Source organism: Devosia lacusdianchii (assembly GCF_022429625.1).
GTDB lineage: Bacteria > Pseudomonadota > Alphaproteobacteria > Rhizobiales > Devosiaceae > Devosia > Devosia lacusdianchii.
In genome coordinates this window covers 2784070-2807875 of record NZ_CP092483.1, presented here as the reverse complement: position 1 = coordinate 2807875, position 23806 = coordinate 2784070, and the positions used below count along the sequence as shown (strand labels likewise).

Sequence of the window (23806 nt, the reverse complement as noted above, 5' to 3'; positions counted from 1 at the left end):
TGCTTTGGGTCACTCTTCGAATGCAGCGTGGATGAACTCGCGCAGGGTGCTGCCGTCGCCCAGTTCGACATCATGAATGCGCCAGATGTAGGGAGGGCCGTTCTCGCCATATGCTGGCAGGAGGATCAGCGTGTCTGAATAGTTGGCAGAGGGCGCGTCAGAGAAGGTGTAGTTTATGACGACCCTGACGAGCAGGTTGGTTTCCCGGGTGAGCAGTTCCGCTTCCGATGGTTCCCCAACTGTGCAGCCGTCGGCGTAGTCGGGCCAGCTGCGCCACGGAATGCCATCGCCCAGCGGCGACTTTTCTCCAGGATGAGCAACTTGGTATTCGTTGTTCCGGGCTGACGCGTCCTTGAGCAGATATGTCAGGTCTTCGGACAGGACGCCCCACACCGGCGACATATCGTTGCCGAGACTGCCGATGCAGAAGATCTGGCCGATCTGCTCGGGCGTGATGCTGATCATCTGCTCCTGCGCAAGCGCGGGTAATGCGGGCGCGAGAAGCAGCGGCAGGACGCCGAGAGTTGTGAAATGACGCATCCATGTAGCCCCGAGTGAGTGTGACGCCGCTTTAGTGCCCATCGACTGAACTGCCGATGAACAGAGCTTAGCGCGATCGCTCGAGGTACGCGATGGCCTCGGCGAGCTCGCCGAGATGGGCGATTTTTGCATAGCGAGGTTCGTCGACTGGTTCGTCGGCGTGTTCGTAAGACCATGTCAGGTCATGCGGCACGTACACGGCAAAGCCACCAGCCTGGAGAGCGGGGAGAATGTCTGACCGCAGCGAATTGCCGACCATGACCGTATGCTCCGGACCTTCGGTGTGGCGCTCGAAGATGCGGGTATAGGTGGCGGGGTCCTTGTCGGCGACGATCTCGATCGCGGCGAAGTACTCGGCGAGACCGGAAGCGGCCAGTTTGCGCTCCTGATCGAAGATGTCGCCCTTGGTGACGAGGATCAGGCGGTGCGTTTCCTGAAGCTGGCCCAATGCCTGATCGACATAGGGCAGCGTCTCAATGGGATAGGTCAGCAACTCGCGCCCGGCGGCGAGAATTTCCGCGATCACCGCGCCCGGGACACGGTGATCGGTCACTTCAAGGGCAGTCTCGACCATCGACAGGGCAAAGCCCTTCATGCCGAAGCCGTAATACTGCAGATTCCGGGTGACGGCGGCGATCAGCCGATCGTTGAGATCGGGCGCATCGGTATAGGGCGCCAGCAGGTCGGCGAAACGCTGCTCGGTCAGGCGGAAGAACTGTTCGTTCTGCCAGAGTGTGTCGTCGGCATCGAGGGCGATGGTGGTGATGCGGGGCATGGTGTGGGGCGGACTCTCAGTCGACACCCTCCCCCTTGCGGGGAGGGGGCAAGGGTGGGGGGTGTCCCGATATCTTGGCTCTCGCACCCCACCCTAGTTTCGCTACGGCCTTCGGCCTAGCTGCACTACCCTCCCGCAAGGGGGAGGGTGAATTCGGTGGTCGGGCCGTTAGAAGCTCCATTCCCTCGCCTTGCCGACGAGGAAGTCGCGGAAGACGCCGACGCGTTTGGAGTTTTTCAGGGCCGGTGGGTAAACGAAATAGGCTTCGTAGGCGGGCAGCTCGATCTCAGGCAGGACCTGGACCAGGCCGTCTTCCTTTTCGGTCACGTAGTCGGGCAGCATGGCGATGCCGATGCCGGCGCGGCAGGCCTGCAGCATGCCGTAGATGGCGTTGACCTTGAGTACCGCACGGCGCGGGCTCGAATCGGTGCGGCCCATGCGCTCTAGGAAGTTGATGTCGCCCAGGTAGGACGGCACAGGCTCGCCGAAGCTGATAACGCGGTGGTCATCGAGATTTTCCGGGCTGGCCGGCATGCCGTGTTCGTCAATATAGGCGTTCGACGCGTAGAAGTGGTTGTGGACCGTGAACAGCTTGCGCTGGATCATTTCCGACTGATTGGGGCGGTGCAGGCGAATGGCCACGTCGGCCTCGCGCATGGCCAGGTCGAGCTCGGCGTCGTTGAGGCGGATTTCGAGTTGGATCAGCGGATAGAGCTTCAGGAACTCGTCGAGCCGCGAGCTGAGCCAGGTGGAGCCGATACCCACAGTGGTGGTGACAATCAGCGGGCCGGTGGGGACGTCCTGACTTTCGGACATCTGCGTTTCGACCTGCTGCAATTCCCAGTGCATGCGGTGGGCGGTGCGGAACAGTTGCTCGCCGACTTCGGTCAGCACCAGGCCGCGGGCGTGGCGGATGAACAGCTTGAGGCCGAGGTCGTCTTCGAGCGCCGAAATCTGGCGGCTGACGGCGGACTGGCTCATGCCGAGCTTCTCAGCGGCATGGGTGAAGCTGCCCGACTCGGCGGCGGTGTGGAAAATCCGGAGCTTGTCCCAGTCGAGCATTTTTGACGCTTTCTTGTTTCCCGTCAGCCGGGGTGCGGAACCTTACCCGCCATAACGGCAAGGGCGGGGCAGATTGTGGCGGCGCTATGGTTCTTTGCAGACATTTCCAAAGACCTATTCGGCCGCTTCGGCGAGTTCGTGTTCGGCAAGATATCGTTCCGCTTCCAGCGCAGCCATGCAACCCATGCCTGCCGCCGTGATTGCCTGGCGGTAAACGTCGTCGGTCACGTCGCCGGCAGCGAAGACGCCAGGGACATTGGTTTCGGTGGTGCCGGCTTTCACTTGCAGGTAGCCGCCGGGCTTCATGTCGAGCTTGCCGGCGAAGATCGAGGTGGACGGCGCGTGGCCGATGGCGATGAAAATGCCGTCGATCTTCTGCTCATAAGTGCGATTGCTGGCGATATCGCGCAAGGTCACGGAATTGACCGATGGCGGCATGGCCGAGCCACCGACTTCGGCGACCTCGGTATTCCAGCGCACTTCGATCTTGGGGTTCTTGAACAGGCGATCCTGCAGGATGCGCTCGGCGCGGAACTCATTGCGGCGGTGCACCACGATCACCTTAGAGGCGAAATTGGTGAGGAACAGCGCTTCTTCGACGGCGGTATTGCCGCCGCCGACCACCAGCACTTCCTTGTTGCGATAGAAGAAGCCGTCGCAAGTGGCGCAGGCGGAGACGCCGAAGCCCTGGAATTTCTGCTCGCTCGGCAGGCCGAGCCACTTGGCCTGGGCGCCGGTGGCGATGATGAGGCTATCGGCGGTGTAGATATCGCCGCTATCGCCGGTCAGCACGAAGGGCCGGCGGTCGAAATCGACATTGACGATGAGGTCGTTGACGATTTTCGTGCCGACATGCTCGGCCTGAGCCTTCATCTGATCCATGAGCCAAGGGCCCTGGATGACGTCGGCGAAGCCGGGATAGTTTTCGACATCGGTAGTGATGGTCAACTGGCCGCCGGGCTGAAGCCCCTGAATCATCACGGGTTCCAGCATGGCGCGCGCCGCATAGATCGCGGCGGTGTAGCCAGCCGGGCCGGAACCGATGATGATGACTTTCGCGTGCATCGCAACGCTCTCCGACAATAACGAATAATCCCTCGTCCCCTAGTTAAGGGCCGAAGGAGTACTCTTTCAAGGCAAACTGTTCCTTGGGCAGATTCCTGCCTGTGGAACAAACGGAAATGTCACACCAAAGTCGGGCGTTTGCCCAACAATTGGGCATCAGACATACTTTATCTTGATGATTTCGTAGCTCTTGGCACCACCTGGAGCAGAGACCTCGAACGAATCGCCTTCACTCTTGCCGATCATGGCGCGGGCGATGGGCGAAGAAATCGAGATGCGGCCACCCGAAGCATCCGCTTCGGGATCGCCCACGACCTGGTAGGTCTTCTCTTCCTCAGTGTCCTCGTCGAGGTAGGTGACGGTGGCGCCGAACTTGACGGTGGAACCGCCCAGCTTGCTCACATCGATGATGTCGGCCAGAGCCAGGATGGTCTCCAACTCCTTGATGCGGCCCTCGTTGAGGCTTTGCTGCTCCTTGGCGGCCGAATATTCGGCGTTCTCGGAGAGATCCCCATGGGCGCGCGCTTCGGCGATCGCATCGATGATGCGACGGCGCTCGTTAGCAGTGCGGTGCTCAAATTCGGCGGTAAGGGCCTTATGGCCACCAACCGTCATCGGGATCTTGTCCATTTTCGTCGCCTCCAATCGGCACGGCAGATAAATAGGCTCATCCCCAGCCAAAATCCGTTCGGCGTGCGCTTCACGATTAGTTTTGAGGGGAGATAGGCGCAAACTGCCCCGCTGCCGCGTTCCGGTCAAGCGGGTGTCGTTATCAAGATGGTCATGTCCACACGCGCATGCAAGTTTTTGAACCAAATCGCGGCGAAAGGTCCATCCATGCGAGCTCTCCTCATTTCCTCCGCAATCGCCGGCCTGGCGCTGTCGTCACCAAGCTCGGCGTGGGCGCAGACCACCGAATCCAGCGCCGGTCCGTTGACCGCCACCGTGCTGGCCGAAGGGCTGGACCATCCCTGGGCCCTGGGCTTCCTGCCCGACGGGCGGATGCTGGTGACCGAGCGCAGCGGGCAATTGCGCGTGATCAATGATGGCGCCGTCGGCGAGCCGATCGCGGGGACGCCAGACGTCTACAATGAAGGCCAGGGTGGCTTGCTCGATCTGGCATTGGCGCCGGATTTCGAAACCAGCGGGCAGATTTACCTGACTTTCTCCGAGCGCGCGGAGGATGCCGGATTGCAGCGCGGGCAGGGCACGGCCGTGCTGTCGGCCAAGCTGGTGCTGGAGGGCGATGGCGGGCGGCTGGAAGATAGCCAAGTGATCTTCCGCATGAACAAGTTCACCACCACCAACCGGCATTTCGGCTCGCGGGTCGTCATTGGCAATGACGGCAACCTGTTTGTGACGCTGGGCGAGCGCGGTGACCAGGACCGGGCGCAGGATTTTGGCGACCTGGCCGGCGCCATCGTGCGCATAGCGCCGGATGGTTCGGTGCCGGAGGATAATCCCAAGCCGGAGGGCTGGGCGCCGGAGCTGTGGAGCAAGGGGCATCGCAACCCGCAGGGCGCGACATTGCGTGATGATGGCGTGCTGTTCACGGTGGAACACGGCGCGCGGGGCGGCGACGAGGTCAACATGCCCCAGCCGGGCGCGAATTATGGCTGGCCGGTCATCACCTATGGTGTCGACTATTCTGGCGTGTCGATCGGCGAAGGCACCGAGAAAGAGGGGCTGGAGCAGCCCCTGCACTATTGGGACCCGTCGATATCGCCCTCGGGGCTCGATTTTTACGAAGGTGAACTGATGCCCGAATGGCAGGGTGACCTGCTTGCTGGCGGGCTCAGCGGACAACTGCTGGTGCGGCTCGATGTCGAGGGGGACACTATTGTCGGGGAGGAGCGGCTGTTCGCGGGACAGTTGGGGCGCATTCGTGACGTTCGCGTAGGCCCCGATGGCGCTGTCTACCTGCTCACCGACGAGGACAATGGCCGGCTGATCCGCGTGGCGCCCGAGGGGAGCTGACCCCGGTCAAGCGCTTCTGAGCGCGCTGGGCGGTTCGGCATGTATACGGCTCCAGGCCCGCCGAAGTTGGCGACTCGAGGCGAACCCGGCGCGCTCAGCGACGTGTTCCATGTCGAGTGATGTCTGGGTGACTAGTTCACGCGCCAGTGCCACCCTCAGGCGGTTGACGAAGTCGATGGGCGTCATGCCTGCGGCCTGCTGGAACAGACGCGATAGGTGTCGCGGGCTGGCCGCTGCGAGATCGGCCATGCGCGTCAGTGTCCAATCCGCCGCGGGGTTGGCGGTGATGGCGTCCTGCACCCTGTGAATGGCGGGATGGAGGTGGTTGCGGCCGTCGAGCCAAGGCGAAAGCTGCGCGTCGTGGCCGCCCCGGCGCAGGTAAACAACCAGGTGGCGGGCGATCTGCATAGCGACCTGGGGGGTGGTCGAGCGGGCGACGAGGTGCAGCATGAGGTCTATGCCCGCGGTGATGCCAGCGCTCGTGAGGCAGGGGCCATCTTCGACGAATAGTCGGTCGTCCAGCACGTTTGCCCGCGGCGCAAGCTGGGCCAGCTTCGCGCAATCGGAGAAATGCGTGGTGCAGGATCGTCCGTCGAGCAATCCGGCTCGTGCGGCGAGGAGTGCGCCGCTGCAAATACAGACTAATTGGGTGCTGCTGCCGGCGAACTGGCGGAGCCAATTGACGATCGCCTCGTCGGTGGCGCCGGCCGGCTCGATGTCCTGATGCCGCTCTTGCCCGAGAATGTCGGTTGTATCGCCGCTAACGATGACCAAGGCATTGGCGGGTATGTGGTCGGGTAGGGGCATGAGTCCGGCGAGACGCAGCCCGATCGAGCTGGTCACCGAGGGCAAGGAGCTGACGAAGCTCACGTCGAACGCGACCTCGGCCTGGAACGCGTTGGCGAGGCGCAGGACTTCGATGGGGCCAGCGACATCCAGCAGCAGGGTGTGGGCGGGCAGGACAACGAAAGTGGGGATGCGCCTGGGCATGCTACGCGGCGGCTTTCGCCGGGCCGGCGAGAGCGCCCTCGATGGTGGTCACACGGGCGAAGCGCCCATCCAGAACCGCAGCGGTGCGGGCCTTGAGATCGTCGGGGGACCAGGTGCGGCCGGTCGCGTCGGTGATCGGCATGGTGTGGGTGGCTTCGGTCACATAGTCGACGGTCCAGCCAAGGTCGGAGGCGTGACGGGTGGTGGTCTCGCAGCACTGCTCGGTGCGAATGCCCGAAACGATAAGACGGCGAATGCCATTCTCGGTTAGCCAGATCGGCAAGTCGGTGCCAGCCAACGCCGAATGCCGGGTCTTGATGACGGTAAAGTCCGGCTCGTAGCTGAGTTCGGCGAGCGGCCGCACGAAACCCGAGGCCAGCGAAAAGATGCCCTCGGGCTCGACGTGCAGCACGCGCACGATGCGGATACCGTTGGCGCGCGCGCCGTCAATCAGCGCCTGCTGGCGGGCGAGATAGCCTGATGAGTCGACCTCGAACCAGTTCTGGCGCTGGCGGAAGGACTCCTGGGCATCGATGACGAGAAGCGCGGTATCGGACATTTTCTGCTCATGGGCTGAGTGACGTTGTTCTGGATTATTTCGTCTTGGAGCTGGCGGAGCAAGGCCGCGGTTTGACCAATAGCGGACAAATCCGGACATCGCTGAGAGCGTGTCCGGACGGCCGTGCCATTCGCGCACAGCGCTCATGGCCTTCTCGCCTAAGATTGCTCGACTGGAGCAATCTTGCCCCTGTGGGGCAGGCGCGAAGTGTCACAAAAGTGCAATCTGGGTGTGAACAGTCAGCGCGAGACCCGGAGGCGCCCATGACTGAGTTTGACCGTCTGAGTGAACTGGACCGCATTCGCGACGAAATCACCGACAGTTTCGATGAAGAACTGGAGTTGCAATTCGAGGATGACCAGCTCGAACTGATGGCCGGCGGCGAGGAGCGGCCGGGCGCCAGGTCGCTGGATCGGCGCGTCTATTTCCGCGAGCTGTTCCGCCTGCAGCATGAGCTGGTGCGGCTGCAGGACTGGATCGCACACAACAAGCTCAAGGTCGCGGTGATCTTTGAAGGGCGCGACTCGGCCGGCAAGGGTGGCGCTATTAAGCGTATCACCCAGCGGCTCAATCCGCGCGTCTGCCGCGTGGTGGCGCTGCCGGCCCCGAGCGATCGCGAGAAGACGCAGTGGTATTTCCAGCGTTATGTGCCTCACCTGCCGGCGGCAGGCGAAATGGTGCTGTTCGACCGCTCCTGGTACAATCGGGCCGGTGTTGAGCGGGTGATGGGGTTCTGCTCGCCGGCGGAACTCGAAGAGTTCTTCCGCACCGTGCCCGAGTTCGAGCGGATGCTGGTCGGGTCAGGCATCATCCTCATCAAGTTCTGGTTCTCCATTACCAATGAGGAGCAGGAATTCCGCTTCCGGATGCGCATCAACGATCCGCTCAAGCAGTGGAAGCTCTCGCCGATGGACATGGAATCGCGCCGCCATTGGGAAGATTACACCAAGGCCAAGGAAGACATGCTGCAGCGCACTCACACGGCGGATTCACCGTGGTGGGTGGTGGATGCGGACGACAAGAAGCGGGCGCGGCTTAATACCATCGCCCACCTGCTGGCAGCCATCCCTTATGCCGATGTACCCAAGCCGGAAGTCGTGTTGCCTGAACGCGTGCGCCACCCCGACTACGCGCGCGGTCCGGTACCGGCGGATATGTATGTGAAGGCGGTTTACTAAGGTCAGGGCCCTCCCTTCAAGGAGAGGTCAAGGCTTGCGCCTTGCTGCGCTGCGGCCGACAATGCCGGTGCAGCAAGCGGAGCATAGTCGTGGCCGATACCAGCCATATCGTGGGCGGCGGACCCAAGAAGGTCCTCTACACACTGGCAACCATTGCCCGTATGGGCGTGGGCAAGGCCGGCAAGGCCTTGACCGCCAAGAATGCCTGCAAGGCCTGTGCCTATGGCATGGGCGGGCAGCGCGGCGGCATGACCAACGAACTCGATGAGTTTCCATCGGTCTGCAACAAGAGCGTGCAGGCCCAATCGACCGACATCCAGCCGGCGATTCCGCGCGAAATCTTCGAACATACGATCGATGACCTGCAGGAATTAAGCGGCAAGGAGATGGAGCACCTGGGCCGTCTCGGCACGCCACTATTCAGGGATGCAGGTGCTAACCGGTTCCGCCCGGTGGATTGGAATTTCGCGATTACCCACGCGGCCCAGAGGCTGGCGGCGACCGATCCGCAGCGGACATTCTTCTATTCGTCCGGGCGTTCGTCCAACGAGGCGGGGTTCCTGTTTCAGTTGCTGGCGCGGGCCTATGGCACCAACAACGTCAACAATTGCTCGTATTACTGCCACCAGGCGACCAGCGAGGGTCTCGCGACCACGATCGGCAAGGGTACGTCCAGTGTTGAACTGGAGGACCTTGTTGGAGCTGACCTGATTTTCGTCATCGGCGCCAACCCATCGTCCAATCATCCGCGCTTCATTCACATGCTGAAGAATTGCCGCGAGCGGGGCGGCGAGGTGATCGTCATCAATCCGGCCAGGGAGCCGGGGTTGGTAAAATTTGCCGTGCCGAAATCACCCAGCTCGATGCTCAAGGGCGGCAGCGAGATCGCGTCGGCCTATGTGCAGCCCAAGATCGGGTCCGACATTGCATTGATGAAGGGCATCGCCAAGGCGATCCTCGAAATGGGGCTGGAGGATGCGGCGTTCATCGCGGCGCATAGCAGCGGCTACAAGGCGTTTCGCGATGATATCGCGGCCCTGTCGTGGGACGTCATCGTCAACGCGTGCGGTGTTGCGAGAGCCGAAATCGAGGATATCGCCCGCCGCTATGGTGCAGCGCAGCGAGTGGTGTTTGCCTGGGGCATGGGCATGACCCACCATGTGCATGGCGTGGAGAATGTCGAGGCGATCGCCAATCTCGCCATGCTGCGCGGCATGGTGGGCAAGCGCTTCGCCGGACTGCTGCCGCTGCGCGGACACTCCAACGTGCAGGGTATCGGTACGATCGGGGTCAAGCCAGTGCTGGCCAGGGACGTACTAGCGCGCATGGAAGCCGAATTCGGCGTGACCTTCCCGACCGAGAAGGGCTTTGACACCATGGCCTGTCTCAAGGCGGCCGAGAGCGGTGCTATCGACAGTGCGGTGATCATGGGCGGCAACCTTTGGGGCGCCACGCCCGATCGCGCCTTTGCCAGCCGCGCGATAGGGGCGATCGGCTTCAAGCTGTTCCTCACCACGACGCTCAATATGGGGCACGTGCACGGCCTCGGCGATGGCGAGGTACTGATCCTGCCTGTCACGGCGCGTGACGAGGAATGGGAACCTACGACGCAGGAATCGATGTTCAACTATGTCCGCCTGTCAGATGGCGGCATAAGGCGGCTTGATAATGTGCGGCCCGAGAGCTGGATACTGGGCGAGATCGGGCAGCGGCTGCTGCCGCATTTGCCCATCGACTTCAAGGCGTTCAGCGCGCATTCGCGCGTTCGCGATGCCATCGCCGCCATCGTGCCTGGCATGGAGCAACTGGCCGACATCGACGTTGCCAAGCGTGAATTCCATATCAATCACCGGGTGATGCATACGCCCGAATTCGGCACGCCTGACGGCAAGGCGCATTTCGTGGTGACGCCGATCCCGAGCTTGCAACACGATCGCCTGAGCCTGGCCACCGTGCGCAGCGAGGGGCAGTTCAACACTATTATCTACGAGGAGCAGGACAGCTATCGCGGCGGCGCCGGGCGCTTCGCGGTTTTCCTCAATGCGGACGACATGGCAGCGCTTGGGGTCACGGAAGGACAGGCGGTAACGCTGGCCTCCGACACCGGGCGCATGCCGGCGGTGGCCACGGCGTTCGATCTGCCACGGGGTAGCGCCATGGCCTATTATCCAGAAGCGAATGTGCTTGTTGGCACCGAGGTCGACCCGCGCAGCAAGACGCCAGCGTTCAAATCGGTGCCCGTGTGGATCGAGGCATAGCCGCTCACGGGCAGTTTGTAGGCGCGCGGTTCTGCGTTTCTTAACGTCGTCGAACTAAGCTCAGCGGCCTGTTAACCGGCTAATGAGTTGAGCCCTTGCCCGGCGATCCTGCCTCAGACCTGACCGCAGAACTGGCCGAAACCTGGCGGCTGGGGCGCACCGGCCAGTCGGTGGCTGCGCTGTCGCGGGCCAAGGTGCTGTTTCAGCAGGCGCGCGACGCCGGGGACACGGTATCGACGGCGTCGAGCCTCACACAGATAGCTTGGTTCTGCCTGCAATTGGGACAGGCGGAGCATGGCCTTGACGCCGCGATCGCCGCGAAACGCCTATACGTGCGCGGCGGCGACATAACCGGCGAAGCCCATGCGGCAGCCATCTTCAGTTGGCTGCTCCTGGAGATGGGGCTGAACGAGGAAGCCTATGAGGAGGCCGGGCAGGCCGTGGAACTGGCCGAGGCGCAGGACGAACCGGGCGTGCTGGCCTATGCCCTCAACGCCAAGGCTTCGGTATTGATGTATGCCCGGCAGCCGCTCCTGTCTGGACCATTGCTGGAGCGGGCCATCGACTTGATGCAGTCCCGCGGCGAGCCAAGTGCGGTGGCCCTGTTCCTGATCAATCTGGCCTATGGGCAGGTAACCTGTGGCGAAATCGCTGAGCAAGAAGGCCGGCTCGATGAGGGCCGCGACTGGCGCGAGATCGCCGTCAAGACCAATGACATCGCCATTGTCACGGCTGAAAGCGGCGGCGACGGCTGGAACCTGCGGACCGCGCTGTGCAACGGCGCGGAATACCACGCGCTACTGGGCCGCCCCGAGGAGGCTCATGCTTATCTCCAGCGCTGGCTTGGCGTGGCGGGCCAGCCCGGCATGCGGGAGCGCATCCACTATCTCTACACCTTGGGCGAGCTGCTGACCCGCACCGGCGAGCTCAGCGCGGCTCTCGATATCTGCCGCGAGGCCGTGGCCCTGGCGGATGCGACCACCCATGTCAACCATCAGGCCAATACCGTGCGGCGGCTCGGTGATATCCATGAGGCGATGGGCGACTTCCAGGCGGCCCTCGCCATGCACAAGCGGTATCACGGGCTCTATGAGGTGCAACTCAGCGAGGCGACACGTCGTCGGGCGCATATTGCCGACATCAGGCTGGAAAACGGCAGGCTGCGCGCGGAAGCCGAACGCCTGGCCGACGAAGCAGCGCGCGACGGGCTTACCGGGTTGCCGAACCGGCGCAGCTTCGACCAGATGATGGCCGCTATGGCTGGCACGGAGCTGGCGCTGGGCATTCTTGACCTCGACTTCTTCAAGTCGGTCAATGACCGCTTCTCGCATGTGGTGGGTGACGCTGTGCTGCGGCGCACCGCCGATCTGCTGGCGGCGCGGGCGAGCGCCGATCTGAGGGCGTTCCGGTTGGGCGGCGAGGAGTTCGCCTTGGTCTTTCCCAACCACGGGCTGGACTATGCGGTAACCCGTTGCGAGGCGATTTGCTCGGATATCGCGGTGATGGATTGGCAGGATCTGGCAGCTGGCCTGGCAATTACCGCCAGCATCGGCGTGGCGATCGGCCCAGCCGGCAGCGCCCTGATGGCTGCCGCCGATCGGCGCCTCTACCGGGCCAAGGCGGCCGGCCGCAACCGGGTGACCGGCGACGAGCCCCCGGAAGTCCGCCAGGCGACGGGGTAGCTGCTAGGGGGTCGCCTTGGCCTGCGGCCCCAGCATCAGGACAGTTGGCTTGGCGCTCAACAGCCTTGCGGCGATGGCTTTGACATCGGCGACCGTGACGGCGTTGATCTCGTCGGCGCGCTCGGCGATGTAGTCGATGCCCAAGCCGCGCAATTGCAACCCGACAAGCGTATTGGCGATAGCGCCGGAGGAGCCAAGCTCGTTGATGGCGTAGGAGCCGATGACGTATTTCTTGGCTGAGGCCAGTTCGGCTTCCGTCGGACCATCCGCGGCCAGCCGGGCGATCACCTCTTCGGTCAATGCCAGTGTTTCGGCGGCGCGGTCAGCGCGGGTGGCGGTGCCGATGATGAGCGCCTGTGTGTGCTTCATGGTCAGCAGCGAGGAGCCGATGCCATAGGTCAGCCCGCGCTTTTCGCGCACTTCGGCGGTGAGGCGGGAAAGGATGCTGTCGCCGCCCAGGATTTCGTTCATCAGATAGGCGGCGAAGAAGGCGGGATCGGTCCGCTCGATGCTCGGATAGGCCATGTAGATGGCCGTCTGCGGCAGGTCGTAGTTGACTCGAAGTTCCTTACCGAACTCGGGCGTCATGTTGGGAACCGGCGTCAAGGTCGGCTGTTCGGGCAGGGCGCCGAACAACAGGTCGAGCGTCTGTGCCGCGGTTTCGGCGTCCATGGCACCGACAATGCCGACATGCAGGTTGCCCCGGGCAAAGATAGCCTTGTGGAAGGCGCGCAGGTCGTCGGCGGTGATGCCGGCCAGGGTTTCGGGTGTGCCTTCGCCGCGGCGTGCATAGGGGTGCTCGCCATAGAGCGCCTCGGCCCAGCGCAATTGCGCTTCGGTGCCGGGATCCTGGGCGGAGGCGGTGATGCTGGCCACGATCTGGGCCCGCATGCGGTCGATGGGGTTCTGGTCGAAGCGCGGTTCCTCGATGGCGAGTTTGAGCAAGCCCAAGGCCTCGTCGCGCTGGTCGGCCAGCATGCGCATCGAGCCATAGACGGCGTCGGCATCGGCGGTGAAGGCCATTTCGGCGCCGGCGTCATCGAGCTTGATCTGGAAGGCTTCGCTGTCGAGATCGCCGGCGCCTTCGTCGAACAGCGAGGTGATGAGGCCGGCCAGGCCTTCCTTGCCTTCGGGGTCTTGCGTGGTGCCGCCCTCCAAGGCGAAGCGGATGGTCACCAGCGGCACCGAATAGTCTTCGACCAGCCAGGCATCGATGCCCTTGGGCGAAGTGATCTGCTGGAACTGCACCTCGGCATAGGCGGGGGCGACGAGCAGCAGCAGGGTGGCAATGGCCGCAACGGGGCGGCGGAGCGACGGAAGACGGATCATTATTGCGCTCCGGTTTCGGGCGGCAGCAGATAGCTGGTCACGGCGATGGATGGATCGAGATATTTGGCGGCGACGGCCTGGATCTGCTCGGCGGTAACGGCCCGGATGCGGTCGGGCCACTCGGTGATGTCGGCGACGGTGCCCCCCAGAGCGAGTTCGCTGCCATAGATGTTGGCCATGTTGAACTGGGCATCGCGGGCGAAAATCAGCGAGCGCACATAGCGGGCCTTGGCACTGTCCAGCTCCCTTTGGGTCACGCCGTCCTTGATCAGGAGAGTCAACTGGGCGTCGATGGCGGTCTCGACATCGGCCAGCGTATGGCCGGCCTGCGGGGCGCCGTAGAGGGCGAAGGCGCTGGGGTCATAGGCCCCGCCATCATAGGTGGCGCCGGCCGAAGCGCCGATGCCGGACTTGACGATGACCTCCTGATAGAGCCGGCTGCGCGTGCCCCCGCCCAGGATTTCCGAAAGCAGGTCGAGCGCCTCGGCTTCGCCGGGTTCGGCGGTGCGATAGTTGGGTACGATCCAGGACTTGCCGAAGCTGGGAATGCCGACGCGCGGGTCGCTTAGCGTCACGGTGCGCTGCGTGTTTTGCTCGGGCTCTGTCGGGCGGATGCGCGGCGGCAGGGTGGGGCCGCGCGGCACCTTGCCATAGGTGGCTTCGGCCAGGACGCGCACGGTTTCCGGGTCGACATCGCCGGCCACGACCAGCACGGCATTGTTGGGCTCGTAATAGCGCTCATAGAACTCGGCCGCATCGGCACGGTTGAGCTGCTCGATCTCGTGCAGCCAGCCAATGGTGGGAATGCGATAGGGATGGTTCTGGAACAGGGTGGCGTTGACCTCTTCCTGCAGCAGCGCCTGCGGGCTTCCATCGGTGCGCATGCGGCGCTCTTCCAGCACCACGTCGCGCTCGGCGCCGATCACGTCCGCGGTGAGGATGAGGCCGCGCATGCGATCGGACTCGAAATCCATCATGGTGGCGAGGGCGTCGGGCGGTACGACCTGGAAATAGGCGGTGACATCGCTAGAAGTGAAAGCATTGCCACTGCCGCCGATCTCGGCGATCACGCGGTCCAGTTCGCCGGCCGGATGCTTGGCGGTGCCCTTGAACATCAGGTGTTCGAGGAAATGGGCGATGCCCGACTTGCCGGGCGGCTCGTCGGCACTGCCGACCTTGTACCAGACCATATGGCTGACGATGGGGGCGCGATGATCGGGAATGACCACCACCTCCAGGCCATTATCGAGCACGAAGTTCTCGATAATGGCGGCTTCCTGCGGCGCGGTCTCCTCAGCCAGTACGGGGGTAGCGAGCAGCGCTGTCAGGGCGAGAGCCAAGGCGGTTCTGAAAATCATCGGCAAGTTCCCGGAAATTCGACGCGGCATGGGTAGACGAGATCGCTCCGGTTCGGGAAGCAATTGTTTGTCATGGTGCGCTGAGACCATCCCGATACGGCGAAGGCGCGGCCAGATAGTGCTGGTCCTGTGGCAATTAGCGGTCCGCGCCAACGATATCGTGAGCGTGGACTATCCCAGCGGATAGGCCACGTAGGCGAGCCGCCTGCTGTCGGGGGCCCAGGAATTGACGTTGATGGTGCCCTGGCCACCGAAAAAGCTCGCCAGCGTGCGGATTTCTCCGCCCTCTGGGCCCATGAGCCGCAGCAGCACGTCCTTGTCGGCGGATGGCCGGTGGTGCCGTGGGGGTAGCTCAGCAGCGCCACCACTGAACCGTCGGGCGACAGGTGCGGGAACCAGTTGACGAAGGAGTCGAAGGTCAATTGCTCGAGCCCGCTGCCGTCGGCGGCATTCATGCGGAAGATCTGGGCATGGCCCGGCCGGCTCGCGGCGAGTTCGGAATTGAAATAGATCCAGCGGCCATCTGGCGAATATTCCGCGCCGTCATTGGGCACCGAAAGTTCGGTTAGTCGCGTATCCGGCCCGCCGCTGGCTGGGATGGTGAAGACGTTCACCTGCCGTTCGTCATGCGGCTGCTCCACCGCGACATAGGCGAGCGTCATGCCATCGGGCGAGATGCCGTGGAGGTAATAGTGATGGGGCGTGACGTGGTCATTGGACACCCGGCGCGGCGCGCCGCCGGCAAATGGCAGGGCGTAGAGGTGGCCGTCATCGGAGCTAACGTAGATCGTGCTGCCATCGGGCGAGAGCACGTGGTCGTTGTTGAGGTCGACCAGGGGGCCGGTCTCGACCGCGGCAGGCTGGCCGCCCTCGGGCGCGATGCGATAGAGCCGCCCGCCGGCATTGAAGATTAGCCAGCGCCCATCGGGGGACCAATTGGGCGCTTCGATCACCTCGTCGGCGGTGAAGACGACTTCGGCATTGCCATCGAGATCGATGATGGTCAGTTCCGAGCGTTGGCCTTTGGCCAGGGAGCGACCACGGCGCGGAAACGAGAAGCTCACGATGTTCACCTGGAGGCGGAGGGGGGCAGCTAGACCCTAGCGCAGCAATTTGCCCCGTGCCAGCCCGGTTGCCCCTTCACGCGGCTTGCCCTACATACGGGCCCAAACTCTTCCCATGCCGAGGTCCCAAGCCGAATGGCTCGCCAATTCATCTATCACATGCACGGAATGTCCAAAGCCTATGCCGGTGGCAAGAAGGTGCTGGATAACATCCATCTCAGCTTCTACCCCGACGCCAAGATCGGCGTCTTGGGCCCCAATGGCTCGGGTAAGTCGACCCTGCTCAAGATCATGGCTGGCGTCGATACCGAGTTCCAGGGCGAAGCCTGGGTCGCGCAGGGGGCCAAGGTTGGCTATCTCAGCCAGGAGCCCGAGCTTGATCCGGCGCTCAACGTGCTCGGCAATGTGATGACCGGCGTCAAGGAAAAGAAGGCCATCGTCGATCGTTACAACGAGCTGATGATGGAATATTCCGACGAGACCGCCGACGAAGCGGCCAAGCTGCAGGACAAGATCGACGCCGAGAACCTGTGGGATCTCGAATCGCAGGTCGAAGTGGCGATGGAGGCCCTTGGCTGCCCGCCCGGCGATGCCGACGTTACCAAGCTCTCAGGCGGCGAGCGCCGCCGCGTGGCTTTGTGTGCACTGCTGCTCAGCAAGCCCGATCTGCTGCTGCTTGACGAACCGACCAACCATCTCGACGCCGAAACCACCGCATGGCTCGAACGCCACCTGCGCGAGTTCGAGGGCGCCGTGCTGATCATCACCCACGATCGCTACTTCCTCGACAATGTCACCGGCTGGATTCTCGAACTCGATCGCGGCCGCGGCGTGCCCTACGAAGGCAATTACTCGGCCTATCTCGACGCCAAGGCCAAGCGCTTCGCGCAGGAAAAGAGCGAAGATGCGGCCCGCGCCAAGGTGTTGGAACGCGAGCGCGAGTGGATGGGGCAGTCGCCGCAGGCCCGCCAGTCCAAGTCCAAGGCCCGCCTCAAGGCCTATGACGAGCTGGTCAAGATCAACGAGGCGCGTACGCAGTCCTCGACCGCGCAGATCATCATTCCCGCCGGCGAGCGGCTGGGGCAGAACGTTATCGACATCGATGGGCTCTCCAAGTCCTACGGCGATCGCGTGTTGATCGACAACCTGACCTTCAAGCTGCCGCCGGGCGGCATCGTCGGCATTATCGGGCCGAACGGCGCCGGCAAGACCACTTTGTTCCGCATGCTGACCGGCCAGGAAAAGCCCGATGCCGGCACGGTGACCGTGGCCGACAGCGTGCATCTGGGCTATGTCGACCAGAGCCGCGACAGCCTCAACCCCAACAAGACCGTCTGGGAAGAAATCTCGGAAGGCGACGAAGTGCTGATGCTGGGCAAGCGCGAGGTCAATTCGCGCGCCTACACGTCGAGCTTCAACTTCAAGGGCGGCGACCAGCAGCAGAAGGTGGGCAATCTCTCAGGCGGGCAGCGCAATCGCGTGCACCTGGCCAAGATGCTCAAGAGCGGCGCCAACGTACTGCTGCTCGACGAACCGACCAACGACCTCGACACCGAAACCCTCGCGGCTTTGGAAGAGGCGCTGGAAGAATTCGCCGGCTGCGCTGTGATCATCAGCCACGATCGCATGTTCCTCGACCGCCTCGCGACCCACATGCTGGCCTTTGAAGGCAACAGCCATGTGGAGTGGTTCGAGGGTAACTTCGCCGATTACGAAGCCGACAAGATCCGCCGGCTTGGCGCGGATGCGGTCAATCCGAAGCGCGCGACATATAAGCCGCTGACGCGCTAAGATTATGGGGCGGGCATCGAGCCCGCCCCTTTGCTGTGGGGGCAAGATTGAGACTTTTGGGGGCGGCCCTCATTTGGGGCGCAATGAGTGCGGTGGCTTTGGCAGCGCCGGCGCAGTGTGAAGTGACCGGCTACGGCACGTTCGATTGTGACGTGGCGCTTGATGGGGCCGGGCTGACGTTTGCTTTGCCGGATGGGCAGACTTTTGTCTTTGCGCTGACCGAGGCGGATGTCGGGATGGCTTATCTGATTGGCGCCGATGCGCGGCCCGGGCAGCGGCCGGATGAGCTGCGGGAATTCCGCGCGGTCGACGGCCGTCCCGGGTGCTGGGCGCGGGACGAGGACTATCAGTTCTGCGTGCTGGTCCAGCAATAGCGTCGCTAGGAGATGGGTGCGTGGTAGGCGAGGCGTTTTCGGTCAAGGTCGGTGGGGCGACGCTGACGGGTGCTGATCTGGGCGAGGGATTGCCGGTGGTGTTCCTGCATGCCGGGGTGTGCGACAAGCGCATGTGGGAAAGCCAGATGGTCGCCGTGGCCGAGGATGGCTGGCAGGCTATTGCCTATGATCGGCGCGGCTATGGCGAGGCGGTCAGCGACGACGTGCCGTTCAACCATGTCGACGACCTCGAAGCCGTGCTCAGGGCGTTCGATATTCATGCTGCGGTGTTTGTCGGCTGCTCGATGGGCGGCGGGCTGGCGGTGGATTTTGCGCTGCGCCATCCGGGGCGGGTGATCGGGCTGGTGCTGATTGGCACCTCGATTACAGGGGCGCCGTGGAGCGCGACCGAGGTCGAGCAGATGATCGAGGCGGCCGAGGAGGATGCCTTCGAGCGCGGTGATCTCGACATGCTCAATCGCGTGCAGGCGCATGAATGGCTCGATGGGCCCCGGGCGCAGAGCGGACGGGTTGCCGGTGCGGCGCGGGCGCTGTTTCTCGACATGAATGCGCTGGCGCTCGGCAAGCCGGAACTGACGCTGGAAGAGAAGCGTCCGAGCGCCTGGCGGCGGGTGAGCGACGTGAATGCGCCGACGCTGCTGCTTGTCGGAGACGAGGACTTCTCCGCCATTATCGAGCGGCACGATCACCTGTCGGAAGAAATGCCGAATGCTTTTGCGGCTGTTCTGGAGGGCGCCGCCCATATTCCGAGTATCGAGCGGCCGGAGCTGGTTAATTCCATGCTGCTGGAATTTCTCGACGCCATCGATGGCATCGACGACGAGGAAAGCGACGAAGATTCAGAGCAGTAGCCGGAGCCGGTCGCACGCGGCTGCCGAGGTTTGCGAGTTTGATTCAACACGTTGAGGGTCCGATTCAACTGCTTGGCAGATTGAATCGGACCCTCTGTTCAAGTGATTGAAATATCAGGCGGTTCAGGCGACCAGGATGGTGTCGAAATGCTGGCCGAGCTGTGCGGTCGGCAGATTGGTCAGATCCTTGTTCAATTCGGCGACGATGGTCTTCTTGACGGCGGGCGAGATGGCCTTGCGGATATCGCCCAGCGCGATGGGCGCCGCGGCGATTACCAGGCGATCAAAGGCGCCTTTTTGCTGCTGACGGGTCAGCATGTCGGCCAGCGATTTGACGAACTCGGTCTCGCGGTGTTCGACCGGGTCGGTCTTTGGCTCCATGGCACTGCGGCCCGAGCCATTAGACGAGAAGCTGCGGCCGGGCTTGTCGCTGACAATGTCCTGCGCCTGCAGCGGTTCGATCGCGAAATCGAGGCCATCCACCTGCTTGAGCCCTTTGCCCGGACCAGTGTTTTCGAGGACACGCGCTTGTGCGCCGTCGGCGATCAAAACCCAGGTGACGGTCTTTTTCATAGTGAACTCCTGCTGGTGGATAATCGTCAGTGGAAGCGCCGGAACCGGCGCTCATAACCAACGCCCTCAGAAGGAAAAGGTTGGCTCGTTCCATCAGCTTTGCAACCCCGTGCGATCACAAACTCTGATTGGCCGGGCGTCGCGCGCGCTGGTATCACAGCATGGTTATGCGGAGTTTTTGATGTCTTTGCCTGAATCCGCTCCGGAGGCGATTGCGCCTGCCGCCGCCATCCCGGCCCGGGTGCCGGCCAGCGAGGCCAGCAAAGGCATGCTGGCGGCATTGGCCGTCTATTCGCTCTGGGGTTTCCTGCCGCTGCTGTTTCATGCGCTGGAGCCGGCCGGCTCGGTGCTGATCGTAGCCGAGCGAACGCTGTGGTCGCTGGTGCTGCTCGCCGTCATCCTGGGCGTTGTCGGGGGGGTCGGCGAAGTGCGGACGCTGTTCAGCGACCGGCGCCGCATGCTGGGCACATTGCTCTCGGCGGTGCTGCTGGGCGGGAACTGGCTGCTTTATGTCTGGGCGGTGGAGACCGGGCAGGTGCTGGAGGCCAGCTTCGGCTATTTCATCACCCCGCTGATCAATGTGCTGATCGGCATGGTCCTGCTGGGCGAACGGCAAAACCGAATGCAGACCATCTCCATTCTTATCGCCGCGGTGGCGATCGCCATCCAGGCCGTCGGGTTGGGCAGCATTCCGTTCGTTGCCCTGGGGCTGGCGTTGACGTTTGGCTTTTACGGCTATTTCCGAAAGACGGCGCAGCTTGGGCCGGCCTCGGGTCTGTTCGCCGAGACCCTGCTGATTGCGCCAGCGGCCCTGGCCTATGTGATCTACGATATCGCCACCAAGGGTGCCGGCGTGCACGCCGATCCCATGCTGATGACGCTGCTGGTCTTCACCGGGCCGGCGACTGCGGTGCCGCTCCTGCTGTTCGCCTATGCGGTGCGGAGGCTGCGGATGACCACGATCGGCATGTTCCAATATCTGGCGCCGACGATCCAGTTCCTCGTGGCGATCCTGCTGCTGGGCGAACATCTCAACGGCCCGCGCCTGCTCAGCTTCGCGCTGATCTGGGTATCGCTGGCCGTGTTCAGCTATGACAGTTTCCGACGCCGGGGCAGGGTGGCGGCAGCTTAGCGGCTACTCAATCGCCGGCTATTACCGCGTGCTGCGGATGACATCGGCGATCTGTTCGAATGTCCCGCCGAAGGGCGTGGCTTCGCGCCAGACCAATGACAGCAGCCGGCCGGCGCCGGGGGAGAGCAGCGTGTGGATGGCGATGCGCGGGTCGGTGGCCTCCTTGCGCAAGGCGATCTGCGGCAGCAGCGTCACGCCCTGACCATTGGCGACGAACTCTACGATCGTCGACAGCGAGGTTGCGGCAAAGGTGCGGGCCGAGGGGTCGCTGTCGAGCCGGCAGGCGGCGATGGTCTGGTCGCGGAAGCAGTGGCCCTCGTCGAGCAGCAGGATCCGCTCGGGCGCCAGCGTGGCCAGCGATACCGGCTCGGCGGTCAGCTCATCGCGGCTGGTGGCCAGCACGAAGGGATCGTCGAACAGCGGTGTGCTGACGAGCCTTGGTCCGTGTTCGGGCGCTTCGGTGCCGATCAGCGCGATATCGAGGCTGCCATCGATCAGGCCGGCAATCAGGGCCTCGGTGCGGTTCTCGCTGACGGTAAAGTCGAGGCCGGGCAGGCCCTTGGTCAGGGCGGGAAAAATCTCAGGCAACAGGTAGGGCGCGACGGTCGGGATGAGGCCGAAGCGGATCGGCCGGTCGGGCTTGCCGGTATGGCCGAGGGTGAAGGCGGCGAGGGCATCGGCGCTTTCGAGGACGAGACGAGCGCGGGCGACGAACTCGGTTCCGAACGGGGTTGGCCGCACCCCGGCCTTCAGGCGGTCGAAGAGCGCCGTGCCGCAGATTTCCTCAAGGGATTGCACCTGCTGGCTGAGCGCCGGCTGGCTGATATTACACCCCTTGGCGGCCCGGCCGAAATGGCCGGTTTCGGCCACGGCGACGGCATAGCGCATCTGTTTAAGCGAGATCGACACGATAATTTTTACCTATCAACGAGGCAAGAATTATCGATTGGCCCAATGGATGTCACCCGCCTATAACGATTCTAAAGCAGCAAGCAGGAGCGCCCCATGGACGACAAGATTTCCCCCAATCCGCATGGCGAGGCTCCGGCCGGCAAGTGCCCGGTGGATCACGGTGGCGCGGCGGGCCGCAGCAATCGCGATTGGTGGCCGAACCAGCTTGACCTGTCGGTGCTGCACCAGCATTCGGCGGCGTCCAACCCGATGGGCGAAGCTTTCGACTATGCCGCAGCGTTCAAGGCGCTCGATCTCCACGCGCTCAAGGCGGACCTGCGCGCGCTGATGACGGATTCGCAGGATTGGTGGCCGGCCGATTTCGGGCATTACGGCCCGCTGTTCATCCGTATGGCCTGGCACAGCGCCGGCACCTATCGTGTGGCCGATGGTCGTGGCGGCGGCGGTGGCGGTCAGCAGCGCTTTGCGCCGCTCAATAGCTGGCCCGACAACGTCAACCTCGACAAGGCGCGCCGCCTGCTATGGCCGCTGAAGCAGAAGTATGGCAGCGCCATCTCCTGGGCCGATCTGATGATCCTCGCCGGCAATGTCGCGCTCGAATCCATGGGCTTCAAGACTTTCGGCTTTGCCGGCGGCCGCGCCGATACCTGGGAGCCTGAGCTCGACATCTATTGGGGCAAGGAAGGCAAGTGGCTGGCCGACGAGCGCTATAGCGGTGATCGCGCGCTCGACGATCCGCTGGCGGCCGTGCAGATGGGCCTTATCTATGTCAACCCCGAGGGGCCGAACGGCAATCCGGATCCGCTGGCCTCGGCGCGCGATATCCGCGACACCTTTGCCCGCATGGCGATGAATGACGAGGAAACCGTGGCGCTGATCGCTGGCGGTCACACCTTCGGGAAGACCCATGGCGCCGGCGATGCCGCGCTGGTTGGCGCGGAGCCTGAAGCGGCCGGTATCGAAGCGCAGGGTCTGGGCTGGGAGAACAAGTTCGGTTCCGGCAAGGGCGGCGACACCATTGGCAGCGGTCTCGAAGTCACCTGGACCTCGACGCCGACCAAGTGGAGCAACAACTTCTTCTGGAACCTGTTTGGCTATGAGTGGGAGCTGACCAAGAGCCCGGCTGGCGCCCAGCAGTGGACGCCAAAGCATGGCATGGGCGCCAATAGCGTGCCCGACGCACATGACAGCAGCAAGCGCCATGCGCCTTCGATGCTGACTTCGGATCTGGCCCTACGGTTCGATCCAGCATACGAGAAGATTTCACGCCGGTTCTACGAAAATCCAGACGAGTTTGCCGACGCGTTTGCCCGCGCCTGGTTCAAGCTGACCCATCGCGACATGGGACCGAAGGTCCGCTATCTCGGACCCGAAGTTCCGGCCGAAGACCTGATCTGGCAGGACCCGATTCCGGCGCTCGACCATCCGGTGGTCGATGAGGTCGATATCGCGGCTCTCAAGACGAAAATCCTGGCTACGGGCCTTTCGGTCTCGCAGCTGGTTTCGGTGGCCTGGGCCTCGGCCTCGACCTACCGTGCTTCGGATATGCGCGGTGGCGCCAATGGTGCGCGCATCCGGCTCTCGCCGCAGAAGGATTGGGAAATCAACAAGCCAGCCGAACTCGCCGATATCCTGGGCAAGCTGGAGACCATCCAGGCTGAGTTCCACGCCGGTCAGACTGGCGGCAAGAAGGTGTCGCTGGCCGACCTGATCGTGCTGGCCGGCAGTGCCGGCATCGAGAAAGCCGCCAAAGATGCCGGGCTCGATATTTCGGTGCCGTTCACGCCGGGCCGCATGGATGCGTCCGACGAGCAGACCGACGCGGCATCCTTCGCGCCGCTCGAGCCCACGGCCGATGGCTTCCGCAATTATGCGCGCGGTCGTCAGCGCCTGTCGCTCGAGGCGGGCCTGATCGACAAGGCACAATTGCTCGGCCTTACGGCGCCGGAGCTGACCGTGTTGGTGGGTGGATTGCGCGTGCTGAAGGCGGGCGAGCCAGCGCATGGTGTTTTCACCAAGCGGCCGGAAACGCTCAGCAACGACTTCTTCGTCAACCTGCTGGATATGGCCACGCAGTGGGCGCCGGCTGCCGAAGGGCAGGGCATTTATGAAGGCCGTGACCGGGTGACCGGCGAGGTCAAATGGACCGCAACCCGCGCCGATCTGATTTTCGGTTCGCACTCGCAGTTGCGCGCGCTCGCCGAGGTCTATGGTCAGTCCGATGCCGGCACGAAGTTCGCCAGGGATTTCGTGGCGGCCTGGGTCAAGGTGATGAACGCCGACCGGTTCGACCTGCGCTGATCGCACGCTAAAAG

At 63.4% G+C, this 23806-nt stretch carries 21 protein-coding genes; 9 read left to right on the top strand and 12 right to left on the bottom strand.

Annotated features, from left to right (window positions below; translation table 11 throughout):
• Positions 1 to 9 precede the first annotated feature (9 nt).
• The 5 genes from MF606_RS13820 to greA form a co-directional block, all read right to left on the bottom strand.
• On the bottom strand, positions 10 to 540 hold the full coding sequence (locus MF606_RS13820) for a hypothetical protein (RefSeq protein ID WP_240229928.1): 531 nt from the start codon (positions 538 to 540) through the stop codon (positions 10 to 12).
• Positions 541 to 607: 67 nt separating this feature from the next.
• The gene (locus MF606_RS13815; RefSeq protein WP_240229927.1) at positions 608 to 1315 is read right to left on the bottom strand and encodes an HAD family hydrolase; all 708 of its coding nucleotides are present in this window, start codon (positions 1313 to 1315) and stop codon (positions 608 to 610) included.
• Positions 1316 to 1483: 168 nt separating this feature from the next.
• Entirely contained in the window at positions 1484 to 2377 is an 894-nt protein-coding gene (locus tag MF606_RS13810; protein WP_240229926.1) for a LysR family transcriptional regulator, read from the bottom strand.
• Positions 2378 to 2491: 114 nt separating this feature from the next.
• Entirely contained in the window at positions 2492 to 3442 is a 951-nt protein-coding gene (gene trxB / locus MF606_RS13805; protein ID WP_240229925.1) for a thioredoxin-disulfide reductase, read from the bottom strand.
• A 156-nt stretch (positions 3443 to 3598) separates the two neighbouring features.
• Positions 3599 to 4072, bottom strand: a complete 474-nt coding sequence (gene greA, locus MF606_RS13800) for a transcription elongation factor GreA (RefSeq protein ID WP_240229924.1) — start codon at positions 4070 to 4072, stop codon at positions 3599 to 3601.
• A 207-nt stretch (positions 4073 to 4279) separates the two neighbouring features.
• On the opposite strand from greA, the gene MF606_RS13795 reads away from it, so the two are divergent.
• Positions 4280 to 5419 (top strand): PQQ-dependent sugar dehydrogenase, encoded by a 1140-nt coding sequence (locus MF606_RS13795; protein ID WP_240229923.1) that lies wholly within the window; start codon positions 4280 to 4282, stop codon positions 5417 to 5419.
• Positions 5420 to 5425: 6 nt separating this feature from the next.
• On the opposite strand, the gene MF606_RS13790 is transcribed toward MF606_RS13795, so the two are convergent.
• Complete coding sequence (locus tag MF606_RS13790; protein WP_240229922.1) at positions 5426 to 6409, bottom strand: GlxA family transcriptional regulator; 984 nt, start codon at positions 6407 to 6409, stop codon at positions 5426 to 5428.
• 1 nt (position 6410) lies between these two features.
• Positions 6411 to 6968, bottom strand: coding sequence for a cysteine hydrolase family protein (locus MF606_RS13785; protein ID WP_240229921.1), 558 nt, complete (start codon positions 6966 to 6968; stop codon positions 6411 to 6413).
• 263 nt (positions 6969 to 7231) lie between these two features.
• Between MF606_RS13785 and ppk2 the strand changes: the two genes are divergently transcribed.
• The 3 genes from ppk2 to MF606_RS13770 all read left to right on the top strand — a co-directional run bounded on the left by ppk2 (position 7232) and on the right by MF606_RS13770 (position 12086).
• The gene (gene ppk2 / locus MF606_RS13780; protein ID WP_240229920.1) at positions 7232 to 8146 is read left to right on the top strand and encodes a polyphosphate kinase 2; all 915 of its coding nucleotides are present in this window, start codon (positions 7232 to 7234) and stop codon (positions 8144 to 8146) included.
• 89 nt (positions 8147 to 8235) lie between these two features.
• Positions 8236 to 10404: an FdhF/YdeP family oxidoreductase gene (locus MF606_RS13775; RefSeq protein ID WP_240229919.1), complete on the top strand. Its 2169-nt coding sequence runs from the start codon at positions 8236 to 8238 to the stop codon at positions 10402 to 10404.
• 95 nt (positions 10405 to 10499) lie between these two features.
• Positions 10500 to 12086 (top strand): GGDEF domain-containing protein, encoded by a 1587-nt coding sequence (locus MF606_RS13770; RefSeq protein ID WP_240229918.1) that lies wholly within the window; start codon positions 10500 to 10502, stop codon positions 12084 to 12086.
• 3 nt (positions 12087 to 12089) lie between these two features.
• Here the strand turns inward: MF606_RS13770 and MF606_RS13765 are convergent, their stop codons facing one another.
• The 3 genes from MF606_RS13765 to MF606_RS13755 are packed head-to-tail and all read right to left on the bottom strand — an operon-like array spanning position 12090 to position 15837.
• Positions 12090 to 13415: a M16 family metallopeptidase gene (locus MF606_RS13765; RefSeq protein ID WP_240229917.1), complete on the bottom strand. Its 1326-nt coding sequence runs from the start codon at positions 13413 to 13415 to the stop codon at positions 12090 to 12092.
• The gene (locus tag MF606_RS13760; protein ID WP_240229916.1) at positions 13415 to 14773 is read right to left on the bottom strand and encodes a M16 family metallopeptidase; all 1359 of its coding nucleotides are present in this window, start codon (positions 14771 to 14773) and stop codon (positions 13415 to 13417) included. The genes MF606_RS13765 and MF606_RS13760 overlap by 1 nt, the downstream gene beginning before the upstream one ends.
• Positions 14770 to 15837: a TolB family protein gene (locus MF606_RS13755; RefSeq protein ID WP_240229915.1), complete on the bottom strand. Its 1068-nt coding sequence runs from the start codon at positions 15835 to 15837 to the stop codon at positions 14770 to 14772. The genes MF606_RS13760 and MF606_RS13755 overlap by 4 nt, the downstream gene beginning before the upstream one ends.
• A gap of 135 nt (positions 15838 to 15972) precedes the next feature.
• On the opposite strand from MF606_RS13755, the gene ettA reads away from it, so the two are divergent.
• The 3 genes from ettA to MF606_RS13740 all read left to right on the top strand — a co-directional run bounded on the left by ettA (position 15973) and on the right by MF606_RS13740 (position 18874).
• Complete coding sequence (ettA, locus tag MF606_RS13750) at positions 15973 to 17628, top strand: energy-dependent translational throttle protein EttA (RefSeq protein ID WP_240229914.1); 1656 nt, start codon at positions 15973 to 15975, stop codon at positions 17626 to 17628.
• Between the two features lie 122 nt (positions 17629 to 17750).
• The gene (locus MF606_RS13745) at positions 17751 to 18002 is read left to right on the top strand and encodes a hypothetical protein (RefSeq protein WP_240229913.1); all 252 of its coding nucleotides are present in this window, start codon (positions 17751 to 17753) and stop codon (positions 18000 to 18002) included.
• Between the two features lie 20 nt (positions 18003 to 18022).
• Positions 18023 to 18874, top strand: a complete 852-nt coding sequence (locus tag MF606_RS13740; RefSeq protein WP_240229912.1) for an alpha/beta fold hydrolase — start codon at positions 18023 to 18025, stop codon at positions 18872 to 18874.
• 123 nt (positions 18875 to 18997) lie between these two features.
• Here MF606_RS13740 and MF606_RS13735 read toward each other — a convergent pair whose 3' ends face one another.
• On the bottom strand, positions 18998 to 19447 hold the full coding sequence (locus MF606_RS13735; protein WP_240229911.1) for a host attachment protein: 450 nt from the start codon (positions 19445 to 19447) through the stop codon (positions 18998 to 19000).
• 181 nt (positions 19448 to 19628) lie between these two features.
• On the opposite strand from MF606_RS13735, the gene rarD reads away from it, so the two are divergent.
• Positions 19629 to 20579 (top strand): EamA family transporter RarD, encoded by a 951-nt coding sequence (gene rarD / locus MF606_RS13730; protein ID WP_240229910.1) that lies wholly within the window; start codon positions 19629 to 19631, stop codon positions 20577 to 20579.
• Positions 20580 to 20600: 21 nt separating this feature from the next.
• On the opposite strand, the gene MF606_RS13725 is transcribed toward rarD, so the two are convergent.
• Entirely contained in the window at positions 20601 to 21488 is an 888-nt protein-coding gene (locus tag MF606_RS13725; RefSeq protein WP_240229909.1) for a hydrogen peroxide-inducible genes activator, read from the bottom strand.
• 96 nt (positions 21489 to 21584) lie between these two features.
• Here MF606_RS13725 and katG point away from each other — a divergent pair, with 96 nt between their 5' ends.
• The gene (katG, locus tag MF606_RS13720) at positions 21585 to 23792 is read left to right on the top strand and encodes a catalase/peroxidase HPI (RefSeq protein ID WP_240229908.1); all 2208 of its coding nucleotides are present in this window, start codon (positions 21585 to 21587) and stop codon (positions 23790 to 23792) included.
• Positions 23793 to 23806 lie beyond the last annotated feature (14 nt).